This window comes from Maribacter sp. IgM3_T14_3 (assembly GCF_049603095.1).
In the GTDB taxonomy this organism is placed as follows: Bacteria; Bacteroidota; Bacteroidia; order Flavobacteriales; family Flavobacteriaceae; genus Maribacter.
In genome coordinates this window covers 1,543,318-1,568,438 of record NZ_CP187138.1, presented here as the reverse complement: position 1 = coordinate 1,568,438, position 25,121 = coordinate 1,543,318, and the positions used below count along the sequence as shown (strand labels likewise).

Sequence of the window (25,121 nt, the reverse complement as noted above, 5' to 3'; positions counted from 1 at the left end):
ACCGTCACTATGAAAAAATATTATGCTTATCTATTAGTTTTTATATTCATTACAAGTTGTGCTACGTATAGTACAAAATATGTAGATGAAAAATATGCCATAGACATTAACGACTCAAAAGAAATATCGCACACTTTTTATTTAATAGGTGATGCAGGTCTTTCGCCTATGGGTGATATGAATCCTGCTCTTAAAATATTCAAAAATAGATTAGATAAGGCGGGTAAGAATAGTACAGCAATTTTTCTAGGAGATAATATTTATCCGGCTGGTTTGCCAGATCCTAAAGATTCTACAAATGCGTACAGAATTGCAAAAAATCATTTAGACGCGCAGTTGAATACATTGAATGATTTTAAGGGAAGACCACTTTTTATACCAGGTAATCATGATTGGTATACCGAGGGATTGATTGGGCTTGAGCGAGAAGAAGATTATATTAAGAGTGTTTTAAAGGAGAAAGAAAAAGACCCTTTTTTACCAGAAAACGGATGCCCAATAGATGTTGTAGAAATAGGCGATGACGTGGCTATTATAACTATAGATTCAGAGTGGTATTTGACCAATTGGGATAAACGCCCAGATATTAATGATAAATGCGATATAAAGAGTAGGGAAAAGTTTTTCTTAGAACTTGAAGATATGATAAAAGATTACCGTGATCGTACGACAGTTATTTCAATGCACCACCCCACAAATAGTTATGGTGAGCATGGTGGGCAATATTCGGTAAGAAAACACTTTTATCCTAAGAAAATGGCAGTGCCATTACCAGTTTTAGGAAGCTTTATAAATGTGCTCAGAAGTACTTCGGGTGCATCTATAGAAGACGTAAATAACAAACGTTATAGAGAATTGATGAACAGGGTAACTACATTGGCGCAGTACTCTGATCGCGTAATATTCGCATCTGGGCATGAGCATACTTTGCAATATTTTGTTGAGAATAATACACCACAGATAGTAAGCGGTTCTGGTGCAAAAAAAGGTTTTACACGTTTATTAAATGGTTCTCAGTTTAACACAGGTAAAATGGGTTATGCCACTTTAGAAGTCTACAAAGATGGCTCTTCTAGAGTGCGTTTTTATGGCGTGGGTGATGATGATAGTGAAGAGTTTTTATTTACGAACGAAGTATTGCCGCCAACTCAGGTAGCATATGTTGGGGAGCTTACAACTAATTTTCCTGACAGCGTATCTGCATCAGTATATTCAAATAATGAAATAGACAAAAGCAACTTCTTTAAAAGCATTTGGGGAGATCGCTATCGTAAGTATTATGGCACCGAGGTAAAAGTGCCGACCGTAAACTTAGATTCTTTAATGGGTGGTTTGGAGCCTGTAAAGAGAGGCGGCGGACACCAATCTAAATCATTGCGTTTGCGTGCAAAAGATGGTAGGGAATATGTAATGCGAGCTTTAAAAAAGAGCGCAGAACTTTATCTACAGTCCATGGCATTTCAAGATCAATATGTACTTGACGATTTAAAGGAGACCTATACTCAAGAGTTGTTACAAGATTTTTATACGGGATCACATCCTTATGGTCCGTTTACAACAGCGAAGTTATCAGATGCGGTAGGCATTTATCATACAAATCCTGTTTTATACTATGTGCCTAAACAACCTGCACTGAAAGAGTACAATGACACTTTTGGAGATGAATTGTATATGATTGAAGAACATACAGGTGATGGTCATGGCGATTTGGCGAGCTTTGGGTATTCTAATAATTTAAAAAGTACCGATGGTATGCTTGAAGACCTTCGTGATGATGAAAAATATGAGGTTGATAAAGACCTTTATTTGAGAGCCCGACTTTTTGATATGGTTTTAGGTGACTGGGATCGACATGTAGATCAATGGCGATGGGCAGAGTTTAAAGATGAAAGTAAAAATAAGATTGTTTACAGGCCAGTACCTAGAGACCGTGATCAGGTATTTTCAAAAATGGGAGATGGCGCTTTAATGAATATTGCAACGCGCATAATACCTGGTTTACGACTAATGGAAGGTTTTAATGAAGAGATTAGAAGCGTAAAAGGCTTTAATTCTTCGCCTATGACCTATGTTTTGGATCTAACCTTATTGGGTGAGACCGAAAAGAGTCAGTGGCTTGCTCAGGCAAAATATTTACAAGAAAATTTAAAATCTAGCGATATTGATGAGGCTTTTAAATCTTTTCCTGTTGAGGTGCGTGATAAGACGGTAGATGAGATTAAAGAAACTTTATTAGCGCGATTGAGCCACATTCAAGAAACTGCTACAGAGTATTATCAAATATTGAATAAATATGCTGTAGTTGCTGGTACAGATAAAGACGATTGGTTTGAGATCAATAGACTTAACGATGAAGAAACCGAAGTAAAAGTATTTAGAAATATAGGTGATAAGAAAAAACGTTTATTCTATAATAAGATATTTACTAAAGAGGATACAAAAGAACTTTGGGTTTTTGGTTTAGATGACGATGATATTTTCGAGGTTAAAAATCCGTCTAATTTCTCTGGGGTGAAAGTTAGAATTATTGGTGGTCATAACAATGATGTTTATAGAGTTGAAAATGGAAGAAAAGTGGCGCTATATGACTTTAAGAGTAAGAATAACACATTTGAAGAAACTGGTGGTGCAAAAGTAAAACTGTCAGATGATTATGAGCTAAACACCTATCAGCCGTTAAAGTTGAGAAATAGTTTCAACCAGATTATCCCTACAATTGGATTTAATCCAGACGATGGCATGCGAATAGGTTTTGTCAATACCTATACATATAACGGTTTTAGGCAAAATCCGTTTACCCAACAACACACATTTGCAGCATCTTATTATTTTGCGACAAGCGGATTTGATTTTAAATATCAAGGTGAATTTGCCCATGTATTCGAAAATTGGAATGCCGAGCTGAAAGCACGATTTACGAGTCCGAATTTTGCCATTAATTTCTTCGGATTTGGTAATAATACCGAAAATTTTGATGATGATTTAGAGCTAGATTATAATAGGGTGAAACTACGACAGATAGATTTTTCTCCTTCATTAGTTTGGCGAGGACAGTTAGGAGCGAAGGTGAAATTAGGTGTGTCTTATGAAAATATTAGTGTTGAAGAAACCAACGATAGATTCATAAACACCTTTTATCAGGAAAACGGAGAAGAAACTAATAGCGATTTTGTCGGTGCGCATGCAGCTTACACGTATGAGAATAAAGATAACGAGGCGTTCCCAACTTTAGGTATGTCTTCTTCGTTAATGGTAGGTTTTAAAGAGAATCTGTCAAAAGAGAGCGGTAGTTTTGGGTATATAATACCTAGCCTAGGTTTTGACTATAAATTGATGCCAAATGGTAGATTGGTATTGGCAACCAAATGGAAGGCTCATTTTAATATTGGTGATGATTACGAATTTTACCAAGCTGCAAATATTGGAGGTTTAGATGGTCTTCGCGGATTTAGGAATCAGCGTTTCACGGGTAAAACATCGTACTATCAGAATACAGATATAAGATTCAGTTTAAAAAAGAAACGTACCAGATTGTTACCAACGGCAATGGGCCTTTTTGGTGGATTCGATTATGGAAGGGTCTGGATGCCTGAAATGAGTTCTGGTCGCTGGCACACTTCATATGGCGGAGGGTTCTTTTTAAATGCCTCTGATATCATCTCTATAAATACTGCTATTTTTGCTAGTGAAGATGGACCAAGATTTACTTTCGGACTAGGATTTGGATTTTAGGTAATATACTTACTTCAAAGAATAAGTATAAAGGTTGCCACCTTCACCGTGAGCTTGTTCATCAGAAATTAGTAAGGTATCATCATTTAGAAAACAAACGGATTCTAATTGAGAGCGGGCGCCTAGGTCAATTTCTTGTATGTTTCCTTTAGTGAAATTATCCCAAGTGAAATCTGTAAATATGAAAAGCTTGCCGTAACTAAGTGCTATAATTTTATCACCTTTTGGCGATATATCAATAGAGGTTATTTGGCAAATTTTCCAATCTGTGCATGGTACAAATGAACCAACGAAAGTAGCTTCATAGTTACCTTGTGTGTCAGGTACCGAATAAATATGAGCTTCACCAGTAAACGATTTTGACCTGTTTTTAGTTACAATATATAATTTGTTACCGTGGTGAAATATAGCTTCTGAATCATAAAAAAGGGCGTCCTTTTTTGGAGGAAAGTCTTTTTGGTCAGGGTAATGGATTTCAATCTTTTCAGCATCAATTTTATCGCCAGATTCAATGCTGGGGTTTGGTACTTTGTAAATGACCAAATCTTTACGGTTATTAGCATTGTTGCCAATATCACCTATATATAAGTTGCCGGCAACATCTTTTGTAAGATCCTCCCAATCATGGTTCTTTCCGTTTTTAACTTTTAAACTTTTAAGTATTTCTCCGTTTAGGTTTACTTGGTATATTTCATCTTTATTACCGCCATCTTCAATGACCCAAACAGTAGAATCGCCGTAGGTAGCTAAGCCTGAGTTTTCAGACAAACTATCGGGCAAATCAGCAATTACCTTAAGTTGGCCGTAATTATTACACGAGATAAGTGTGGTGAAAATTACAAGGGTCGTTAAAATTAGTTTATTCATATTATTCTGCTATTGGCATAAATACTTCGGTCTTCCAATATAACGCATCTCCACCCATGTTCGGATTGTTATAAAAGAATTCAATAGGTTTTGCCTCTACTTTTATATTGTTCTTTTCCGCGTAATCTAAAAGCGCATACCATGCTCTGTCTGAGGTTATGTAATTTCCGTTATAAATCGCTTTTAGTGCTTTAGAACCTTTAAATTCTTTGTAGATAATATCATTTATAACGGGTAGCGAATCAATTTTTATTATGGGATAGCAAAAGTTAAATGCAACGCTATCTTTATTCATGTTCCAATCTGTAATTTCAATTAAAGGAACGCCATTTAATTTCAAACCATTACCTACAAGTACTGAGTTCAAAAAAGGATAACTATCTTTCATTGCAGTAGCTTTTTTTGTCTGAATAGTACGGTGTTGAACACAAGCACAGTATGTTGATGGTAATTCTTCTTCATTCAAAATGGTCACCTTAAATTCTTTTCTATGTTTATTTAAATAAGACATAAAATCAGTGACTAGTTTTCTTGAACCTTTTTCAAAATCAGTATCGGCAAATGGTATTGATAATTTATTTTTAAAACTATTGTCGATATCCATAACATCAACTTTTAATTGAGATGTAGAATCGTTAATTGAAGTAATATTCCAGAAATATGTATGTGTAGAGTCTCCAGAAACTATAGTTTGTTTTAAGTGTTTTAAGTCTTCAAGTTGAACAACGGTAGAGTTACTCAATGAGGTATTCCAAGCCTTTAGCGATTGATTTATTGTTCCTGGAAATGATTTTGCTTTAACCCTTATTTGGTAGTCTTGTGGCTTAATGAAAAAATACCAAAGTAAACCAATGCAAATAATGGCAATTGTAATTGAAAGCGCTTTTTTCATGATGATATAAAATGTGCTAAAAATTAATTTTTCTTCATCTTAATTTTAGAATTCAGTAGTGCACCAATTTTTCTGCCTTGACCCACACCGACCTCAACAGCTGACCTGTAATGGATACCACCATACATTCTGCTAATAGCTGCTTCGTCTGCCGCTTGGTTGAATGAATTGAATTTTCGAATAGGTAGACCATACGGCGTTTCGGTATCATCTTCAAAGCTAAAATCTTCACCAAAAATGCTAGTAAGAGCAACTCCCGCAGCACCTGAAACAACACTATGTCCACTTGTGTATTCTGGGAAAGGAGGCGTTTGTAGAATAGGCTTCCAATTTTCGTCGATGTGCTGGTTAATGAGCGTTTCTGGTCTAATTAAATTACTGCGATATTTTTCATCCCAGCAGCTAATAAATCCGTCAGCAATTGCCATTGATGTTTTCGTATAGGCAAAAACGGTGTCGTCGAAGTTACTATTGGTTTTTTTACTGGCAATTTTCGTAATGCCTATCCAATGGGCACCTGGGGTAATCTTTTTGGTAGCGAACATTAAATGTCCTCTTGTAACGGATACATACGGATTGCAATCCCAGAATTTAGCAATGGCAACTTCGTCAGATTCGTCACCGTTTTTTGTGATGTCATTGCTAATATTATATACTTCCATAAGTTCTTTGTAGAAATCTGAGTCTTTTTCTAATGAAAACGGTGGTGGTGGAACTGGTTTAAATTGTGATGCGGAGTCTATAATAAAAGGACGAATTTTGCTCCAATGTGGTTCTATGCCATCCATGTAAGCTGGCGGTGTTGGTTGCCATCTGGTAGGGTCGTCTGTATTTACCGTAAATTTTGGCATGGTACGCGTTTGACTATAATTGTCTTTGCCCATCCATTCTTTAATATGGTCTGCAACTTTTAATCCGTATGCTTTAGAAGCTTCGAATTCAGGCTCGTTCATTGACTTCCATTGTGTGAATAAACTATCCTGTAAAACATCAAACTTATCTTCAGAGAATATTAATTGTCTGCTAATATTCATGTGCGCAATTAAGGCAGATAATTGAGGGTTAATACCCGAAATGGTATCTATCGTAGGTATAGGTTTTAAATCTTTTAGTTGACCAGCTAATGATTGATAGTCAGGGTTTACTTGGGCGACAATTTCATATGCGGCAATATTCGGATAAGCAAATATTCTACTTGCTACCGGTGGCGAGAAAATATCATGGATCATAATATCTATTATTTTATCAATAGAATTATGCATTTGATCAGCAGTTACGACTATAGGTTCTTGCTTTTTTTCTGTGCAGTTAGCAAATAAAAGCCCTGCGATTAAGATGATTAAATACCTTTTCATTGTACTATGGTTTGAGAATGCTATACACCTCTGCTGCCTCGTTATTAAAAGTGAGCAAAATGTAAGTGTTGTTGTTTGAGTTTATAATGTTCATGCTTCGAATCGATTTCCCTGTTAAATCGAGTCCTATTTCATTCGCTAAGGTAACATTGTTAGCAGTACTAATCAATGCTCCTGGAAAAGAATCAAAACGACCATGATATGGTTTTACGCCAAAATAATTTCCGGCAGCTAGTACTTCGGTTTTGTTATCGCCATTAAAGTCATATTCTAAAAATGACATAATGGGTGCCAATTGTAATTGATAACTAAAAGGCACAAAAGTGAACTTGTCATCGTTGTTTTGTAGATAGCCAGAGCTCAAGGTATGTACTTCTTGAATTTCTGCAAGAGGTAACATATCCTCGCCAAGAATTTCTTCCATCGATTTTCCTGCAAAAGAACTGTAGGTATTAAATTTTTTACGAAGGGATACCAATTGGCTCGACAATTCTTTTAACCCATCTACTGGGTAGTCTTTACCGTCTTTATAGGTGCTGACAATAGTTTCTGTTGCACCGTTCTTATCAAGATCACCGTAATACATTTTCATCGGATGCTTTTGCGATGCAGTAAACTTAGTATTCATTCCCCAATTACCTAAAAGGTAGTCTTGGTCTCCATCACCGTCAATATCAAAACTAGTAACAGCTTGCCACAAGCCGTTCATATCTTTATTATCTAATGGATGTATTTCTTCAAATTCACCTTGATTGTTTTGAAAAAACCGTGGAGACATCCATTCCCCAACAAATAATATATCTTCCCAGCCATCATTATTGAAATCGGTAACAATGGCATCGGTTATCATGCCTAATTTTTCAAAAGGATTATTGATTACTTTGAAATTTCCATTCTCATTTTCTAGAATATAGCTATTGGGTTTGTTTCCATAATCGGCACTGATAGATTGGTTGCAAATGATAATATCTAAATCATCATCGTGATCGTAGTCTAGCTTTAAAAGAACAGATGCATTTTCGAACATCTCTGGAAATTCTTTTTGAATAAAAGTACTATCGCTTGCCACATAGTATGAGTCAGTTAATGGCTTCATTTCATTAAAGAAGTCTGCCCCGCCAGTACCCACTATAATATCATTTTTTCTGTCACCATTGAAATCACCTATTATAGAAGCGATGTCTTCTTTGATGCTATCTCTTTCAATCTCCGGGTAAATTTTTAACTGAAAAGTGGAATCCCCTTGAATATAAATTTGTGAAGGAATAAATTTAGCTCCTCCAAAGAAAATATCGTCTTTTCCATCAGCATTTAAATCACCAACACTAACTGCGGGTCCTCTATCGGACATTTGATAAGGAATTAGCTTTTGGCGTAAATAATCGCTGTAGGCATCTTCAATATGTGTGTAGTTTATACCTAGATTATTTGATGTTTTTTGAAATAGATTCTGCTTTTTAGGGTGTAAAGAAGTATAGTCAAAAGGTTGCACTTTTTCAGGGCTAAGATGAAGTGTTTGGTTGACGGCGATATTTTTCACCAATTGATAACTTTTATCTGGCCATATAATTTTCAACGAATCAATAGTATTAAGTTCTCCGTACCCAAAGTGTATAATTGGTTCAGAAGAAGCTTGAAACCCGCGAACGGTATACATTTCTTTAAACTGTTGAATTCCGTTAGCATATGAAAATACCTTGGTGCCAATGCCTAATTTGTTTTTATCAGAAAAGTTCAGTTTAATTTTTAGCCAGTTACGTTGGCTGTTTGTGGTGTTCTCTTGAATAATTCCAGGACTGAATAGATTGTTGGTTACCAAATCTAAATCGCCATCGTTATCTAAATCACTATAGGCTGTAGCCCCTGATATAATAGTGTCTTGAGCGATCCAAGATTTAGATTCATCAATAAATTGAAGATTTGCCGCTCCTTTAAAAATCATATTTCCAATAAATCCAGAAGGCATCATTTTAAGAGCCTTTTGATCTACTAGATTGGTATTGTTAATTTTTGACCGGATGTTTTCGTTAGATATGTAGTTGATATAGTCAAGATCGTTCGGTCGTTTAGGTATACCGTTACTAATGTATAAATCTTGTTCGCCATCTTGATTAAAATCACCAAACAGTGCACTCCAACTCCAGTCTGTTGCGGCTACTCCGCTCTGTAATGCTGTTTCTAAGAATTTACCGTTTGGTTGGTTCACAGATAGCATATTTCTAGTATACTGGTTGTGATAGCCAAAGGTTTCGGTTTTCATTTTTTGAATTTGAATATCATCATCACCTTCCGATGATTTTAAAACAATTTCATCTTTACCCAACATGTCTAAAGAAATCAGGTCTGGTAGCCCGTCATGGTTTATGTCTGCTACATCGCTACCCATCGAAAATCTAGTGGTATGCCCAAATGCTTCTTTAAGGCTTTCTTTAAAAGTACCATTACCATTATTTGAATAGTAATAATCATCTTCATGAAAGTCGTTGCCAATGTACAAATCAGGATATCCGTCTTGGTTAAAATCAGATACTGCGATACCTAATCCGTATCCATTTACACCACCATAAATACCAGCTTCATTGCTGACATCTACAAATTTGCCATTGTCGTTGCGTAGTAGTTTATCGCCTGTTTCATATACTCTTTTGTAACGAATTTGTGCATTACCATAAGAGTCTTGAGTGTGTATGGCATGATTTAGAAGATACATATCTAAATCGCCATCTAGGTCGTAATCTAAAAAAGCAGCCGAAGAACTGTACGATTCAAAATCCAATCCATACTCAGCGGCACTCTCTTTAAAAGTGGCATCACCTTGGTTTATAAAAAGCTCGTTATAACCATTGAATCCGTTTAGACCCACAACAGCACACACGTAAATATCTAGAAGTCCGTCACCATTAACATCGCCCATTATGGTGCCTGTATTCCAAGAACTATTCCCGGCGACACCAGCTGTTTCGGTAATATCTTCAAACTGTAAATTACCTTTGTTTAGGTATAATTTGTTCTTTACTTGATTACCCGAAAAATAAATATCAGGTAGGCTGTCATTATTAATATCACCAATAGCAACACCTCCTCCATTATAAAAATAGAGATAGTCTAGAATGCTAAGGTCTTTAGATTCTGTAAGTGTATTTTCAAAAGTTATACCTGTCTCTTCTGTAGAATGTTTTACGAACAACTCACCAGAATTTTCAGTACAACCAATGAGTAATATCAATAAACATAGGTATAGTATGTTATTTTTCATGTAGTCGATACATTTTTGGAGTGTCGTTATTAATTGCTACGATAATGAATTGATTGCCTTTCTTGTCTTTTACTATTTTTAATTGCTTTACCTCATTTCGAATAAAGAAACCACTATCTGAATAATTTTGCCATTCAAAGTTCAACTTGCCATCGCCAAGTAATACGTTACCGTAATTAGCATCTAGTCTCGAATATTGAGGTTTGAACTCAAAATTATTACCTGCCATGATCAAGTCTAAGTTTCCATCTTTATTAACATCAAGACATTGAATACCACAAATACATGAAAATTGAACTTGAGGTGGTAGTATTTTAATAGTAAAGTTGCCATTACCATCGTTTATGGCAATTATAGACTCAGAGATGTTTGACTGCTTTAATATGGTATTGTCGATAATGTTCTTCGGAAATAACTCTTGGATTGTTTTTGATGCGTATTCAGAAGCTTTTATATTCTTTTTCTTTAAAGCTAAAATTTGGGTCGTCAATTCCTTTTTTTGATGAAGAGGATAATCGCCACCATCATAATTTTGAGTTGTAATTTGCTCAATAGTACCATCATTGTCAAAATCGTTCACCCACATTTTCATAGGTTGCCCAGGTTTTGGTTTGTAATGTAAATTACTACCCATATTACCTAAAATTAGATCTTGATCACCATCGTTGTCTAGGTCATACCCTTCAACAGCACCCCACCAACCACTAATGCTGTCTAGAGAACTTTTTGAGTCGCTAAGTCTTCTACCAGAGTTCTTGTAGATTTTTGGACTACCCCAGTCAGATACGGTTACTAGATCATCTTTACCATCACCATCAATGTCAATCCATTTGGCATCGGTAACCATACCAGCATCTTTTAGGTCATATGCAGTACGTTCGGTAATATCGGTAAAAGTTCCGTCTCCATTATTCGATAGAAATAGGTGGTCAGGATTTACACCGTAAGTACCAACCACGCTCCTTGAGCCAACGAAAACATCAATATCACCATCTGCGTCAAAATCTGACGGAGCTATAACCGCAACATTCTTATTTATGCTCGGTAGTTTGTTTGTACTCAACGAGAAATTGCCCTTGCCATCGTTTAGGTAAAGTCGAATTCCGTAAGTGCCCTGCAAACCTAATTCGTTGCCACCGTTACCTACCATAAGATCTAAATCGCCATCATTATCTGAATCAAAAAAGGATGCAGAGGTATCTTCTAGTACAGCTTCTGATTCAAAATACTTTATAATAGGTTTAGAAAGTGATCCATTACCATTGTGTAGATATAACGCGCCAACTTGATTTTTTGCTCCGCCTATAAAAATATCATCGTTACCATCGCCATTTACGTCACCAACGGCTAAACCAGGTCCTTCTTCTGCTAATGATTTAGAAATCAATCCCTCATTGTCAAAATCCATATAGCTATTTTCTTTATGGGTTAAAAAGGTGTTATTCTCAATAGCTTTAAAAAGAGTTGGAGTTTCTGTTTTTTTAATTTTAAATATCTCTTTGGCCTCGTCTTGCTTAAATGTAATAGTTTGGTTCGCTTTTACATTTTTCAATTTAGTGGTGGCGTCATTAGGCCAAATAATACGAATAGAGTCTAACATTTCTGTTTCTCCCAAACCAATAGTCATTGGGTATTCTACTGATGATTGAAAACCTCTTGAAGGCATCAAGGTCTGATCTATAATATTATCTGGGTAGTATAGGCGCGCAACGGTGCCTATGCCAAATTTGTTACCATTGCTTCCTTCAAATTTTAATTTTATATAGTTGTTTTTGGATTGCGATTGAGAGTTGTTGCGGTACACAAAAGTCTCCATGTTTACGTTATTGACCACAAGATCTAAATCACCATCATTATCTAGGTCGCCATAAGCAGAACCATTTGAGCGACTAGGTATTTCAAAACCCCATTGTTTATTGTAATTACTAAAGGTAATGTCGCCATTGTTACGATAGGCGTAGTTGGGTAGAGGAGTAACTGGCATTTTATTAATGATAGAATCAATGGATTCTTTTCTGCCTGTCAAGGCCATTTTTTGAATAATATCATTGGCGAAGAAATCTATAAAATCTAAATCGGTAAGGTCATGATTGATACCATTGGTAATGTATATATCTTTTAAACCATCATTGTCCATATCGAATAATAGTCCAGACCAGCTCCAATCAGTAGCTTCAACACCACTGTAGTATGCAATTTCAGAAAAAGATCCATTACCGTTGTTCAGTTGTAATGTGTTTTGAATATACTGCTGATGAAAATCTTTACTCTGCTTTAGTTTGAAAATGTTATACCCTTCAAATTCCATTACAGATTTTACACGCTGATCCGGTTCAGGTAGCATATCGGTTATGAAGATATCTGTAAGTCCGTCATTATTGATATCGGCCATATCAACACCCATTGCAGATAAACTTAAGTGATTCGTCCATGTTTGAATCTCCTCTCTAAAAGTACCATCTTGATTATTGATATATAAATAATCTCTTTCATAAAAGTCATTAGAAACATAGATGTCAGGATATAAGTCATTGTTGATATCTACAACCATTACTCCAAGGCCAAAACCTATAAGGCTACCGTAAATGCCTGCTTTTTCACTAACATCAACGAATTTACCGTTGTCATTTCTTAAAAGCATATCGCCTACACCTCTAAAAATTTTTGGTACACCTTCCCAATCTTGCGCTCTTACTTCGCGCTGTTCTGCATAACCAAGGCTACTTACAGGAATATTGCTATTGTTAAGAATGTAGGCATCTAAATCGCCATCTTTATCGTAATCAAAGAAAGATGCGTGAGTAGAGAATCCTGTTTCTGCTAAATTATACTCATGAGCTTTTTCGGTAAAAGTGCCATCGCCATTGTTAATGTAAAGATCGTTATCATGGTTGTTACCTTCCATATTACCGGCATTACTAACATAAATATCTAAAAACCCGTCATTATTGATGTCTGCCATCACAACACCTGTAGACCAAGGTTTATTTCCTGATATGCCGGCAGTTTCTGAGATATCTTCAAATTTCATGTTGCCTTTATTGAGAAATAACTTGTTGGGTTCCATGTTTCCGGTCAAAAAAACATCCGATAATCCGTCATTATTAATATCTCCAATGGCAACGCCGCCACCATTATAAAAGTTACGATATTTAAATATGTTGAATTCTTTTGAGTTGGCCACCTTATTTACAAATGAAATACCTGATTCTTCAGGTTGTAGTAAAGTAAACAATGTTGGTTCTGATTTTTCTTCTGATGTATTAACATCTTCTTTAGATTCGCAAGAATATAAAAGGGAGAAAAATAAACCAAGGTAGCTTAGCTTAAGCAAATTAGAGTTCATTTTTGAGTATGTTTGAAATAGCACTTTGAGTTGTTTTGTAGGCTATTAAAGTTGAGATAGTAACCTGTGTAATAGTTCTTTCAAAATTAATTTGCAAGATAGCAAATACCTACTATTTGTAAGGCTTATTTAGTAAAAGTCGGCGTTAAAATTTAAAGAAAACGTTATAGAGTCGGTGTAATAATATGAATAATGAGATTTTGCTCTAAGTTTTTAGAAGTAATGGAAATAATCCAATATATTTAACCTTGACTTAATAACAAACAACTCAACCAATGATAGGAATTTTATCTTTTTTAGGCTTTACCATTTTAGTGGCGGTAATTGCATATTTCGCAACCAAAAGTACAAACGAACAAACTTCTGACGGTTACTTTTTAGGAGGACGAAGTTTAACGGCTGGGGTAATTGCTGGGTCATTACTACTTACCAATTTGTCTACTGAGCAAATTGTTGGGCTTAATGGTAATGCATATAGTGATGGAATTTTAGTAATGGCTTGGGAAACTTTAGCCGCTATTGCAATGGTGATATGTGCTATATATTTGTTGCCTAGATATTTAAAAGGAGGTATTAGTACTATACCAACGTATTTAGAAAGAAGGTTTGATAAGACAACAAAAGCAATGACATCGGGCTTATTTTTAAGTGGATATGCCATTGTATTATTACCAATTGTTTTGTATTCTGGTTCTTTAGCAATTAGTGGAATGTTCGATTTGCCCGCGAAATTGGGTGTTTCTGAATGGGCATCGATATGGGTATGTGTTTGGAGTATAGGAATAATTGGTAGTATTTATGCCATATTCGGAGGTTTAAAAGCTGTTGCGGTATCAGATACTATAAATGCAATTGGATTGCTGATAGGTGGTTTGTTAATACCTATATTTGGACTTTATGCAATTAGTGATGACAATAGTCTTTTAGGAGGGATTTCAAAACTTACAACTGAGCACCCAGAAAAGTTTGATGCTATAGGTTCTGAATCTTCGAGTATACCTTTTGCAACCATATTTACAGGTATGGTTCTAGTACAGTTGTTTTATTGGGGTACCAATCAGCAAATAATTCAAAGGGCTTTAGGGGCAAAAAACTTAAAAGAAGGTCAAAAAGGAGTATTACTTGCAGCTTGCTTTAAAATATTAGGGCCGTTAATTGTTGTTTTACCAGGTATTATAGCTTTTCATATGTTCGATGGTCAATTAGAAAAAGCAGATCAGGCCTATCCAAAATTAGTGGCCGCTGTATTACCTGTTACTTTGGTTGGTTTTTTTGCTGCGGTGCTCTTTGGGGCTATTCTAAGTTCTTTTAATAGTGCATTAAATAGTTGTGTTACTTTATTCGGTTTAGATATCTATAAGGAGTATGTTAATAAAGAAGCTTCGGAGAGTAAAGTTGTTTCAGTTGGAAAACGCTTTGGTGTTTTACTTGCATTGTTTTCAATGATTTTAGCTCCTTTTCTGTATTATGCTTCTGATGGACTTTTTGGTTATTTACAACAAGTAAATGGTGCTTATAGTATTCCTATTTTATCAGCAATCGTTATTGGTTTCCTAACAAAGCGAGTACCTGCTATAGCTGCCAAAGCTGGGATAATATTTGCTGTTGTTGTTTATGTAATATACATATTCATGCAAAGAGGGCTTGGTGTAGAATGGTTGCCACATATGTTGCATGTGCAGGCTATTACTTTTGTCTTGACAATAATTTTAATGTTGGTAATTGGTAAATTAAAGCCAAGAGAAACTGATTATGTGCAAGAGTATACTAATGAGGTCGATATAACAGGTTGGAAGTATGTGAAGCCGGTAGGATTAATCATTACACTTATTGTTATTAGCACTTATATTATTTTTAGATAGCATATCATAATCCATTAAAGATTGCAGCTGTTATTTTTAGAAATTTATTCTAAATTATTTTGATCTGTATTAGTGCTTTATGGTATTTAAAACGCAACATTCCTCATACAAAAGCGATAAAGGAATGTTGCGTTTTTTATGTTCAAATAACAAACTCTGGCTTGATTTTTAAAACTTAACGAAAAACTCCGTTTTAAACATGGAGTAATTGATTAATAGCATTATTTCTATTGGCTTCAAAGCATATTGCTTTAATGAGTTTATAGTGATATGGATATTTGAAAAAGATGAATGTGTTTAAAATATCATTAGCCTATTAATGATTCGATAATTTCGTTGCCCTGTAAAACTATATTATACGGCTTTAAGAACTATTCATAAGGTAACATTAAAGTCATACTTGTAAGATGTAGGGGCTTTATTTTTCTATCATCAAGAGTAATTTTATGAGATAACAATGATAGATTGGGTAAGTTCTTTTTTATTCTTTTATATCGGAATGGTGAAATTATAATTTCTTCACACAACTAAAACAAGTTATAATAATCATATTTGTGTTTGGTAGGTATTTTTTTAGGTTGCAGAGTCATTGATTTTTTGTGTCTAATCGCTGATATTAATATTAGATAATTCAATGGATTTATAATGAGTACTTACTTATTTTTTTATTAACTGGTGGAAATAAAAAAGCCTCCAAAATGAATTGGAGGCCTTTTCGACTTAAACTTAAATTTATATATGATTAGTATCCTGGGTTTTGAACCAAATTAGGATTAGCTAATATATCTGCAAAAGGAATAGGGAAAATTATCGACCTTGCATCTGTTGCATCTTTAAGATTCCATGCTCTTAAATACTCATCAAATCGTACTAAATCTTGTCTTCTAGTTAATTCGGCATACATTTCTCTTCCACGTTCTGCTAAAAGATCAGATTCCACTACAGAACCTAGTGCAGTTGCACCTCTTATAACTCTTAATGTATTGATCATGCCAGTAACATCTTGACCCATTCTAAACATTGCTTCAGCTCTCATTAAGTAATCATCAGCAAATCTATAACGTACAGTATGTGCTCTTTGATCTCCACCTTCTTCATTAGGGTGATATTTTAGCATTCTTGTTCCATCAGTTTCTAATACTGCATTATCTGCCGGTGCAGTATATTCAGCTTTTGAAACTTCTTTTGTGAATACCAAAGGAACACTGCCGACATTGTCTCTTGCAGTTAGCGGGGTACCATCTTGTTCGTATTGTTGACCAATAAGAAAACCATATCCTATACCTAAGTTATCAGCATTTGCCGTTTCTGCATCAGGAACCCATCCTCTACGCTCTTCTTGACCATCACCAACATAATTCGTATCGGGATCACCTTCAAATAATTGATAGAATTCAGAAAGGGTAGCAAAACCGTTCCATCCACCACCATCGTTGGATCCTGGGAAGTTTAAGTTGTAATGTAGCGTATTCCAAATTCTAGGGCCAGTAGCCGCTGGTGACCACCAAATAGTTTCAACATCATTACTAGGTCTAAAAATATCAAAGAAATCTCCAGCTGCTGCTAAGGTATATCCATCAGCTTCAATTGCGTCAACAGCATCAATTACAACTTGCATATCTGCATTATCCGGAGAAGTTTCAAGATAAATATGCTTGTTTAGATGTAGTTTTGCCATCAAATGGTTAGCAGCTGCTTTGGTTGGCGTTTGTTTTAAATCAATACCATCGCCAGCAGTTACTTGAGGTAAATCTCTAATCGCAATGTTAAGATCTGCAACTATACTATCAATCGCAACCTGACCCGTAAGTACAGAAGGTATTTCACTATTTGGAGCATTAACATTTCTGTAAGGTACTTGTCTCCACATATCTAAAATCCAGCTCATCGCCCAAGCTCTATAGAATCTAGCTTCAGCCTTTAATTCAGTAACATCACCACCGGCAGTAGATACACTACCTGGGTCGATTACACGTGTAGCATTAATTGTAATACTATTCAAAGCTTGCCAAGATAACCGTATATCTTGTAAATCTGCGTTCCATGAATGTTGGTGCATGGCTAGCCATCTACCATTATCACCCCAATCTGTACCTCTTGTAGCTACTACATATTCATCTGTAGTTACTTCGTTCAAAGCATATAGACCATCTTGGTTACCTAAATTACCTCCAGCGATTATATTGGAAATATTCGCTACTTCTCCTTGTACGTTTGCTACTCCTGCAAAACCTTCAGATATCAATGAATCTGTAGGCTCTATCTCTAAGTCTGTGCAAGAAAATGCCAGTGCTATTGGGAGTGCGAAACATAAATAATTTACTATTTTTTTCATAATCCTATTTTTTTGTTTTTAAAATGTAACGTTAAATCCAACACTAAAAGTAACTGGTCTTGGATATGATAGGTAGTCTATCGAAGCAGATGGGAATCCATTAGATGGTATATCTGAAGTGCTAACTTCAGGATCTAATCCGCTATACCCTGTTAGTAAAAATAGATTTTGACCAACTGCACTTAAGCGCATGGTTTTAAAAGTACCTTCTCCGCTTAATGGTACATTATACCCTATAGATGCTGTTTGAAGTCTTACGAAATCTCCTTTTTCTAAAAAGAACGTACTTGGGTTTGTTGCTGACAATGCAATATTATTATCCAAAACACTACGTAAATTATTTCTACTTCCAATTTGCGGTGCTGCAAATAATGCATTTGCGGTATTGTTATACACATAAAAACCAAATTGCCCGGAAAAGAATAAAGAAGCATCCCAATTTTTATAGCTCATACTAGTCGATAAACCAGAAACGATTTTTGGCAATGCCGACTTGTCAAGAATAGTTGGATCTGTATCAACTTGAAAATTCTCATCAACTAAACGTAATTCATAAGTATATAAAGGCTGACCGTCGGTTAAAACCTGAGATGTAGTACCTGTAAGACCTTGACCATACAAATTACCAGCTTGTATATTTGGACCGTCATAGTTAGTCAACTCATTTTGGTTATAAGAAATATTGAAATTGGCGTTCCAGTTAAAGTCGTCTGTAGCAATTAAGTCATAATCAAGTCCTAATTCTGCACCTTGGTTAACAATTGTTCCATCTATATTTTGGAAAACAAAAGGAGAAGTTGCCGGCTGTACTGCTGGTAAATTCAAAAGTATATCATTTGTTTCTTTTCTATAAAGATCAATAGTAGCGGTAAAACGGTCGTTGTTAAAACCGAAATCAAAACCTAAGCCATATTGTGTTGTGGATTCCCATTTAAGGTCTGGGTTTGCAAAGGCTACTTCTCTTGTAGCAGGTGCTGATAATTGAGAGTTACTTCCTATGCCTAAACCATCCCATCTGGTTCTGTTTAAGTACGCACCATAACCTAATCCATCTTGATTACCCGTAATACCCCAGCTAGCTCGTAATTTAAGCGTAGAAAAAGTATCTTCATTTACGAAATCTTCTTGATTTAATTTCCAAGCAAAAGCTGCAGAAGGGAAAATACCATATTTGTTATTATCACCAAATTTAGAAGAACCATCAGCTCTTACCGTACCTGTAAATAAGTATTTATCATTAAGAGTATAGTTTAGCCTACCAAAGAATGATTGTAACTCATCTGTAAAGTCAAAAGTATCTACAGAGAATGCATTAATTGGAATGTTAGGTAAACTACTACTTGTTGTTGAATTTATATTTGGTGTTAATCCTAGAATTCTAAATTGATCACCGTTGCCAGGTAAATCGTTAAAAGTACCAATACCATAACCTTGATAATTACTTGCAAGGTTGCGAGTATCTTCATAAGCTTGTTGGGTACTTGAAATTATTTGATTCATATCTGAAGTAGCATAGCCTTGCCCTAGTAAATTTTGGCCGCTTCTATTAAAATCTTGAAATGAATAACCTACAAGTGCATCTAATTTAGAATTTTCAAATTCTTTGTTATAATTAATGGTAAGTTCCATTAATTTACTTTCAGTGTCTAAGTTGCTTACTACTGCACGACCATTTCCAATTACACCGTTAGTAAAACCAAGAATATCAGGGCTTACAACTTGTCCTCTAGTAGATTCAGAAGTATCAAGACCAAAATTAATTTTAGCAGAAAGTTCGTCGGTAAATGCATAGTTTAAAGATACATTTCCAAGAAACCTGTCAGTACCTGAGTTATCGTCATAATACGTTAATAGATTTGCAGGATTTCTATCTGGATCAGCACCAATGTTTGGATTGGCATTTAAAGTAGGATTAGAATAATAAGTAGCTGCTAATAAATCTCCAGTACTTCCTGATGTTCTACTAATAAAAGGTGCTCTATCATTAATTCTAGAAACAGTTCCTTGAGCATTCAATGTTAGTTTGTTGTCAAAAAAACGTTGAGTTAAGTTTATTCTACCAGAAATACGTTCAAAATCAGTATTTTCAATTATACCAAATTGTTTTGAGTAACCAAAAGTAGCTCTAATGTTACCTGACCCGTAATTTTGTGAATAAGAAAGATTATTGTCAGTAGAAGCTGTAGTTCTAAAAAGATATTCTTGCCAGTCTGTTGAGCCGCCAAGGTCAGCGCCACCTCTTTCTACAAACTCTTCAGAAGATAAAAGGTCATAAGTGTTTGCTACCGTTGCAATATTCAAATTACTAGAGAAGCCCCATTGACCTGAAGTTCCTCCACCTTTTCCAGATTTAGTTGTAATTACAACTACACCATTTGCACCTCTAGAACCGTAGATAGCCGTTGCAGAAGCATCTTTAAGAACACTCATGCTTTCGATATCGTTAGGGTTTAAAAAGTTCAACGGGTTTTTAGCCCCACTACTACCAGCACCTAAATCTCCACCTGAAGCAGAAACACTTTCATTTGATACAGGTACACCATCAATAACAAATAATGGACTGTTGTTTCCACGTACAGAACCAGCACCTCTAATTCTCAAAGTAATACCAGCACCTGGCTCTCCACTAGCTTGCGAAATTTGTACACCTGCAGTTTTACCTTGTATTAATTGTTCTGGAGATGAAATAATACCTCCATTAAAATCTTCTGAAGAAACAGAAGAAACAGATCCCGTAGCATCTTTAACAGTTGTAGTACCGTAACCGATAATTACAACTTCTTCTAATGCTTCAGCATCTTCGTCTAAAGTGAAGTTGATTGAAGTTCTACCGTTAATTGCTACTTCTTGAGTTTTGTAGCCGATATAACTAACAATAAGTACAGCACCTTCTTCAGCGGTCAATGTGTAATTACCGTCAAAATCAGTTTGTGTACCATTCGTTGTTCCTTTTTCAAGAACACTAGCTCCTGGTAAAGGTCCACTTGCATCTGAAACAGTTCCAGATACTTCTTGTGCCTGCATCGATCCAAAGCACAAAAATGCACCGAGAACTAACAGACTTTTTAGGAATGTAATCTTCATAAATTGTTAATTTAAGTTGAGTTAATTTAATTTCAATTGTTAAAAATATGTAAAAAGCGGTGTTGACAATGGTATTGTTTAAGTTAAAATATTACGAAAACGGTTTCGTGTTGATAACTTTTCTTTTTTGCGAGTATAATGAATGCGAATAGGCAATATTATGATATTCTTAATTAACATAGCGGTTAAATGTGAATATTTGATAATAATGCAAATATAAGAAAAATCCTTTTTTGTATATATTTACGAAATACCATTGATTGCCTAACTTTAACTTTTAGATTAATTTAAGTTATTATCTTAAAATTTAAAATCCTTTTTTTTGAAACCAAAAATCACTTTAAAAGATATTGCTAAAGAACTTGACGTTTCTATTTCAACGGTGTCGAAGGCATTGAAAAATAGTAAAGAAATTGGCAAGGACACAAAAGATAGAATTAAAGCTTTTGCAAAATTCTATAATTACCGTCCTAATAATATAGCCCTTAGCTTAAAAAATAAAAGAACAAAAAATATAGGGGTAATAATTCCTGATATTGTTCATCATTTTTTTACTACAGTCTTTAGGGGTATAGAAATGTATGCCAATCAAATGGGTTATAATGTAATTGTTTGCATTTCTGATGAATCGTTTGATAAAGAGGTTATTAATATGGAAATGTTAGCGAATGGCAGTATAGACGGTTTCATATTATCGTTAAGTGCAGAAACACAGCGAAGAAATGATTTTACACATTTAAAAGAATTATTAGATCAGGGTATACCCATAGTACTTTTTGATAGAGTTACCCAAGAAGTTGCATGTGATAAGGTAATATTGAATGATATTGAAATATCGCGCGAATCGGTAACACATTTTATAAAGACAGGGTCTAAAAAAATAGCATTGATTACGACCGAGAATTATTTTAATGTAAGTGAAAATAGAAAAGAAGGTTATCTAAAAGCTTTAAAGGATAATAATATTCCGTTCGATGAGAATTTAATTTTGACGTTACCTCATGATTTAGACAATACAAAGCTAATAACAGAGTTTTTTCAGAAAAATGAAATAGAAGCGGTATTATGTGTTAATGAGATTTTTGCAGTTCAATGTATGAGTGTTATTCAGCAATTAGGTTTTAAGATACCAGCAGAAATTTCAATTATCGGATTTACAGACGGAATCTTATCAAAATATTCTTCGCCTAAACTTAGTACTGTAGCCCAGCATGGTGAGAAAATGGGCGAACTAGCAGCTAAAATGCTGATAAAAAGAATGGAGTCAACTGAAGTAGTAGAAGAGCCTTTTAGAACAGAGGTAATTAATGCAACATTAATTAAAAGAGGTTCTACAATCAATTAATATTTTTGTGATAATGGAGAAAGTAGGTTTTATATTTGACTTAGATGGTGTTATAGTTGATACGGCTAAATATCATTATTTAGCTTGGCGTAAACTGGCCAATGAATTAGGGTTTGAATTTACCAAAGAGCAGAACGAACTCTTTAAAGGGGTCAGTCGAAAACGATGCTTAGAGATTCTTTTAGATATTGGGAATATAACGGCTACACAGGATCAGTTCGATACTTGGATGGTAGAGAAAAATGTTGATTATCTAGCTTACATCGAAAAGATGGATTCAAGTGAGATTTTGCCAGATGTGACCAGAGTTTTACAATATTTAAAGAATAAAAATATCCCCATAGCATTGGGCTCTGCAAGTAAAAATGCCAGGCCTATTTTAGAAAAGGTTGATTTATTACCGTATTTCGATAGCATTGTCGATGGTAATAGCGTAACCAAGGCTAAGCCAGACCCAGAAGTGTTTTTGATTGCAGCTGATAATTTAGGTGTTTCAGCAAATTCATGTGTGGTCTTTGAAGATGCTGTTGCTGGTATTCAAGCAGCTAATGCAGCGAATATGGTTAGCATAGGAATAGGAGATGCTGAAATACTAAACGAGGCAGATTACAATTTTAACGACTTTACCGAAATGAGCGATGATTTTTTAGATTCATTGATCAACAAACAACATAAAGAATAAATTAAGGTAGCTATATTTCAATTCAATATAAATTTCATGAATCAAGATTATATTAAACCAGATAAGTGGTGCATAATAGAAGAAGGTTTCGATCAAGAAAACGTAAAGTCTTCTGAAAGTATATTTAGTATAGGTAACGGTGCCATGGGACAACGTGCCAATTTTGAAGAAACCTATACTGGCGAAACTTTTCAAGGTAGTTATATTGCAGGTGTTTATTATCCTGATAAAACTCGTGTAGGATGGTGGAAAAATGGCTATCCAGAATACTTTGCCAAGGTTTTGAACGCTCCTAATTGGATCGGAATCAAAATTTATATTGATGGAGTAGAGTTCGATTTGGCAACGAGTAAAAAAGTGTCAAATTTTAGACGAGAATTGAACATGAAAGAGGGTGTGTACACTCGTACTTTTCAAGCAGTAACTACTAATAACGTTGAGATAGAAGTTGTTGTAAAACGATTTTTAAGTATAGATATAGATACGGTAGGTGCCATTTCATATAATATTAAGGCATTAAAAACAGATGCTAACATAGTATTTGAGCCGTATTTAGATAGTGGTATTACAAATGAAGATAGCAACTGGGATGACAAATTCTGGAATACTACGAATGTAAGCACAACAGATAACCGTGCCTTTATCGAGGCGCATACTATGAAAACTGAATTTAAGACCTGTACGTTTATGCAGGCCTCATTAGAATATAATGGGAATCAGATTTCGGGTGTGCCATCTGAAAAGACAGATTCATTTGTGTCTTTAAAGTTTGAGCAGAATTTAAAGGCAGACGAATCTGTTACGTTGACGAAATTTGGTGGTTACACTGTTGCAAGAAATCACCCTAATCAAGAATTAGTACAAGTAGCCAATAATAGTTTAGATGAAGTAAGTGCTTTAGGCTTTGATCAGCTATTACAAAAACAAAAGGAAGCTTGGGCTGCTATTTGGAACATGAGCGATATTGTTATTGAAGGCGATGTAAAGGCGCAACAAGGTATTCGTTTTAATATATTTCAATTAAACCAAACCTACTTAGGTACAGATTCTAGGCTGAATATTGGTCCGAAAGGATTTACAGGTGAGAAATACGGCGGTAGTACCTATTGGGATACCGAGGCATATTGTATTCCTTTCTATATGGCAACCAAAGATGATAAGGTAGCCAGAAAGCTATTGAAATATCGTTACAACCATTTAGAAAAGGCTATTGAAAATGCCAAGAAATTAGGTTTCTCTAATGGAGCGGCATTATACCCTATGGTAACCATGAATGGCGAAGAGTGCCATAATGAATGGGAGATTACTTTTGAGGAAATTCATAGAAACGGAGCTATTGCTTTTGCAATCCATAACTATTATAGATATACCGGCGATTACAGTTACATCCCAGAAATGGGTTTAGAAGTATTAATAGGTATTTCTAGATTTTGGCATCAACGTGTAAACTTATCTAAGGATAAAAATAAATATGTAATGCTTGGGGTTACAGGACCTAATGAATATGAAAATAATGTCAATAATAACTGGTATACTAACTATTTGGCGAAATGGTGTATTAATTATACACTTACGCAATTAGAGAAGGTTAAAAGCGGTTATTCAGATGATTATCATAGAATAATAGGTAAAACTCAGCTTACCGATAGAGAGTGTGATAAATGGAGAAAAGTAGCCAATAAAATGTATTTTCCATATTCGAAAGAGCATGGGGTATTTTTACAGCAAGATGGCTTTTTAGATAAAGATTTGGTTAGGGTAGATGATTTGCCAAAAACAGAAAGACCAATTAATCAAAAATGGAGTTGGGACAGAATTTTAAGGTCTCCGTATATTAAACAAGCAGATGTTTTACAGGGGTTCTACTTTTTTGAAGAAGATTTCTCAGTAGAAGATTTAGAAAAACATTTCGATTTCTATGAGCCTTTTACCGTTCATGAATCTTCTTTGTCGCCATGTGTGCATAGTATTCAAGCAGCGAAATTGGGCAGAATGGAACAGGCGTATAATTTCTATTTAAGAACATCGAGGCTAGATTTAGATGATTATAATAAAGAGGTCGAAGAAGGTTTGCATATTACATCTATGGCTGGTACTTGGATGAGCATAGTTGAAGGTTTTGGCGGCATGCGTGTTATAAACGATAAGTTGTCATTTAAGCCACAAATACCGAATCAGTGGAGTGCATATTCTTTTAAGGTTAATTTTAGAAATAGAATTATCAAGGTAAATGTTACTGCTAAAAACACAACTTTTCAGCTAATTGGTACCGAAGAGGTGACCATTCGCGTTAATGGAAAGAAAGTAACATTGTTTCCAGATGAATTGACTACTGTGTAAAAAGGCTTTAGTTTAGTACTTTAAA

The 25,121-nt window shown here is 35.0% G+C and carries 12 protein-coding genes; 5 read left to right on the top strand and 7 right to left on the bottom strand.

What is annotated here, in order from left to right:
* Positions 1-9 precede the first annotated feature (9 nt).
* Positions 10-3,732: a metallophosphoesterase gene (locus ACPF9A_RS07045; protein WP_424002956.1), complete on the top strand. Its 3,723-nt coding sequence runs from the start codon at positions 10-12 to the stop codon at positions 3,730-3,732.
* A gap of 9 nt (positions 3,733-3,741) precedes the next feature.
* Here the strand turns inward: ACPF9A_RS07045 and ACPF9A_RS07040 are convergent, their stop codons facing one another.
* Genes ACPF9A_RS07040 through ACPF9A_RS07020 form a run of 5 tightly spaced genes read right to left on the bottom strand, consistent with a single transcriptional unit; the run spans position 3,742 to position 13,448 of the window.
* Positions 3,742-4,599, bottom strand: a complete 858-nt coding sequence (locus ACPF9A_RS07040; protein ID WP_424002954.1) for a hypothetical protein — start codon at positions 4,597-4,599, stop codon at positions 3,742-3,744.
* 1 nt (position 4,600) lies between these two features.
* The gene (locus tag ACPF9A_RS07035) at positions 4,601-5,491 is read right to left on the bottom strand and encodes an AraC family transcriptional regulator (protein WP_424002952.1); all 891 of its coding nucleotides are present in this window, start codon (positions 5,489-5,491) and stop codon (positions 4,601-4,603) included.
* 23 nt (positions 5,492-5,514) lie between these two features.
* Positions 5,515-6,846 carry a vanadium-dependent haloperoxidase gene (locus ACPF9A_RS07030; protein WP_424002950.1) on the bottom strand — a complete coding sequence of 444 codons (1,332 nt, stop codon included), beginning with the start codon at positions 6,844-6,846 and terminating at the stop codon, positions 5,515-5,517.
* Between the two features lie 4 nt (positions 6,847-6,850).
* A complete protein-coding gene (locus ACPF9A_RS07025; protein ID WP_424002948.1) occupies positions 6,851-10,102 on the bottom strand; it encodes a VCBS repeat-containing protein in 3,252 nt (1,083 codons plus the stop codon).
* Positions 10,092-13,448 carry a VCBS repeat-containing protein gene (locus tag ACPF9A_RS07020; protein WP_424002946.1) on the bottom strand — a complete coding sequence of 1,119 codons (3,357 nt, stop codon included), beginning with the start codon at positions 13,446-13,448 and terminating at the stop codon, positions 10,092-10,094. The genes ACPF9A_RS07025 and ACPF9A_RS07020 overlap by 11 nt, the downstream gene beginning before the upstream one ends.
* A gap of 275 nt (positions 13,449-13,723) precedes the next feature.
* On the opposite strand from ACPF9A_RS07020, the gene ACPF9A_RS07015 reads away from it, so the two are divergent.
* Positions 13,724-15,310, top strand: a complete 1,587-nt coding sequence (locus ACPF9A_RS07015) for a solute:sodium symporter family transporter (RefSeq protein WP_424002944.1) — start codon at positions 13,724-13,726, stop codon at positions 15,308-15,310.
* A gap of 742 nt (positions 15,311-16,052) precedes the next feature.
* Here ACPF9A_RS07015 and ACPF9A_RS07010 read toward each other — a convergent pair.
* Positions 16,053-17,645 carry a RagB/SusD family nutrient uptake outer membrane protein gene (locus ACPF9A_RS07010; RefSeq protein ID WP_424002942.1) on the bottom strand — a complete coding sequence of 531 codons (1,593 nt, stop codon included), beginning with the start codon at positions 17,643-17,645 and terminating at the stop codon, positions 16,053-16,055.
* Positions 17,646-17,663: 18 nt separating this feature from the next.
* The gene (locus tag ACPF9A_RS07005; protein WP_424002940.1) at positions 17,664-20,729 is read right to left on the bottom strand and encodes a SusC/RagA family TonB-linked outer membrane protein; all 3,066 of its coding nucleotides are present in this window, start codon (positions 20,727-20,729) and stop codon (positions 17,664-17,666) included.
* Between the two features lie 322 nt (positions 20,730-21,051).
* Here ACPF9A_RS07005 and ACPF9A_RS07000 point away from each other — a divergent pair, with 322 nt between their 5' ends.
* The 3 genes from ACPF9A_RS07000 to ACPF9A_RS06990 are packed head-to-tail and all read left to right on the top strand — an operon-like array spanning position 21,052 to position 25,096.
* Positions 21,052-22,074 carry a LacI family DNA-binding transcriptional regulator gene (locus ACPF9A_RS07000; protein ID WP_424002938.1) on the top strand — a complete coding sequence of 341 codons (1,023 nt, stop codon included), beginning with the start codon at positions 21,052-21,054 and terminating at the stop codon, positions 22,072-22,074.
* A 13-nt stretch (positions 22,075-22,087) separates the two neighbouring features.
* Positions 22,088-22,756, top strand: coding sequence for a beta-phosphoglucomutase (gene pgmB, locus ACPF9A_RS06995; RefSeq protein WP_424002936.1), 669 nt, complete (start codon positions 22,088-22,090; stop codon positions 22,754-22,756).
* Positions 22,757-22,792: 36 nt separating this feature from the next.
* Complete coding sequence (locus ACPF9A_RS06990; protein ID WP_424002934.1) at positions 22,793-25,096, top strand: glycoside hydrolase family 65 protein; 2,304 nt, start codon at positions 22,793-22,795, stop codon at positions 25,094-25,096.
* Positions 25,097-25,121 lie beyond the last annotated feature (25 nt).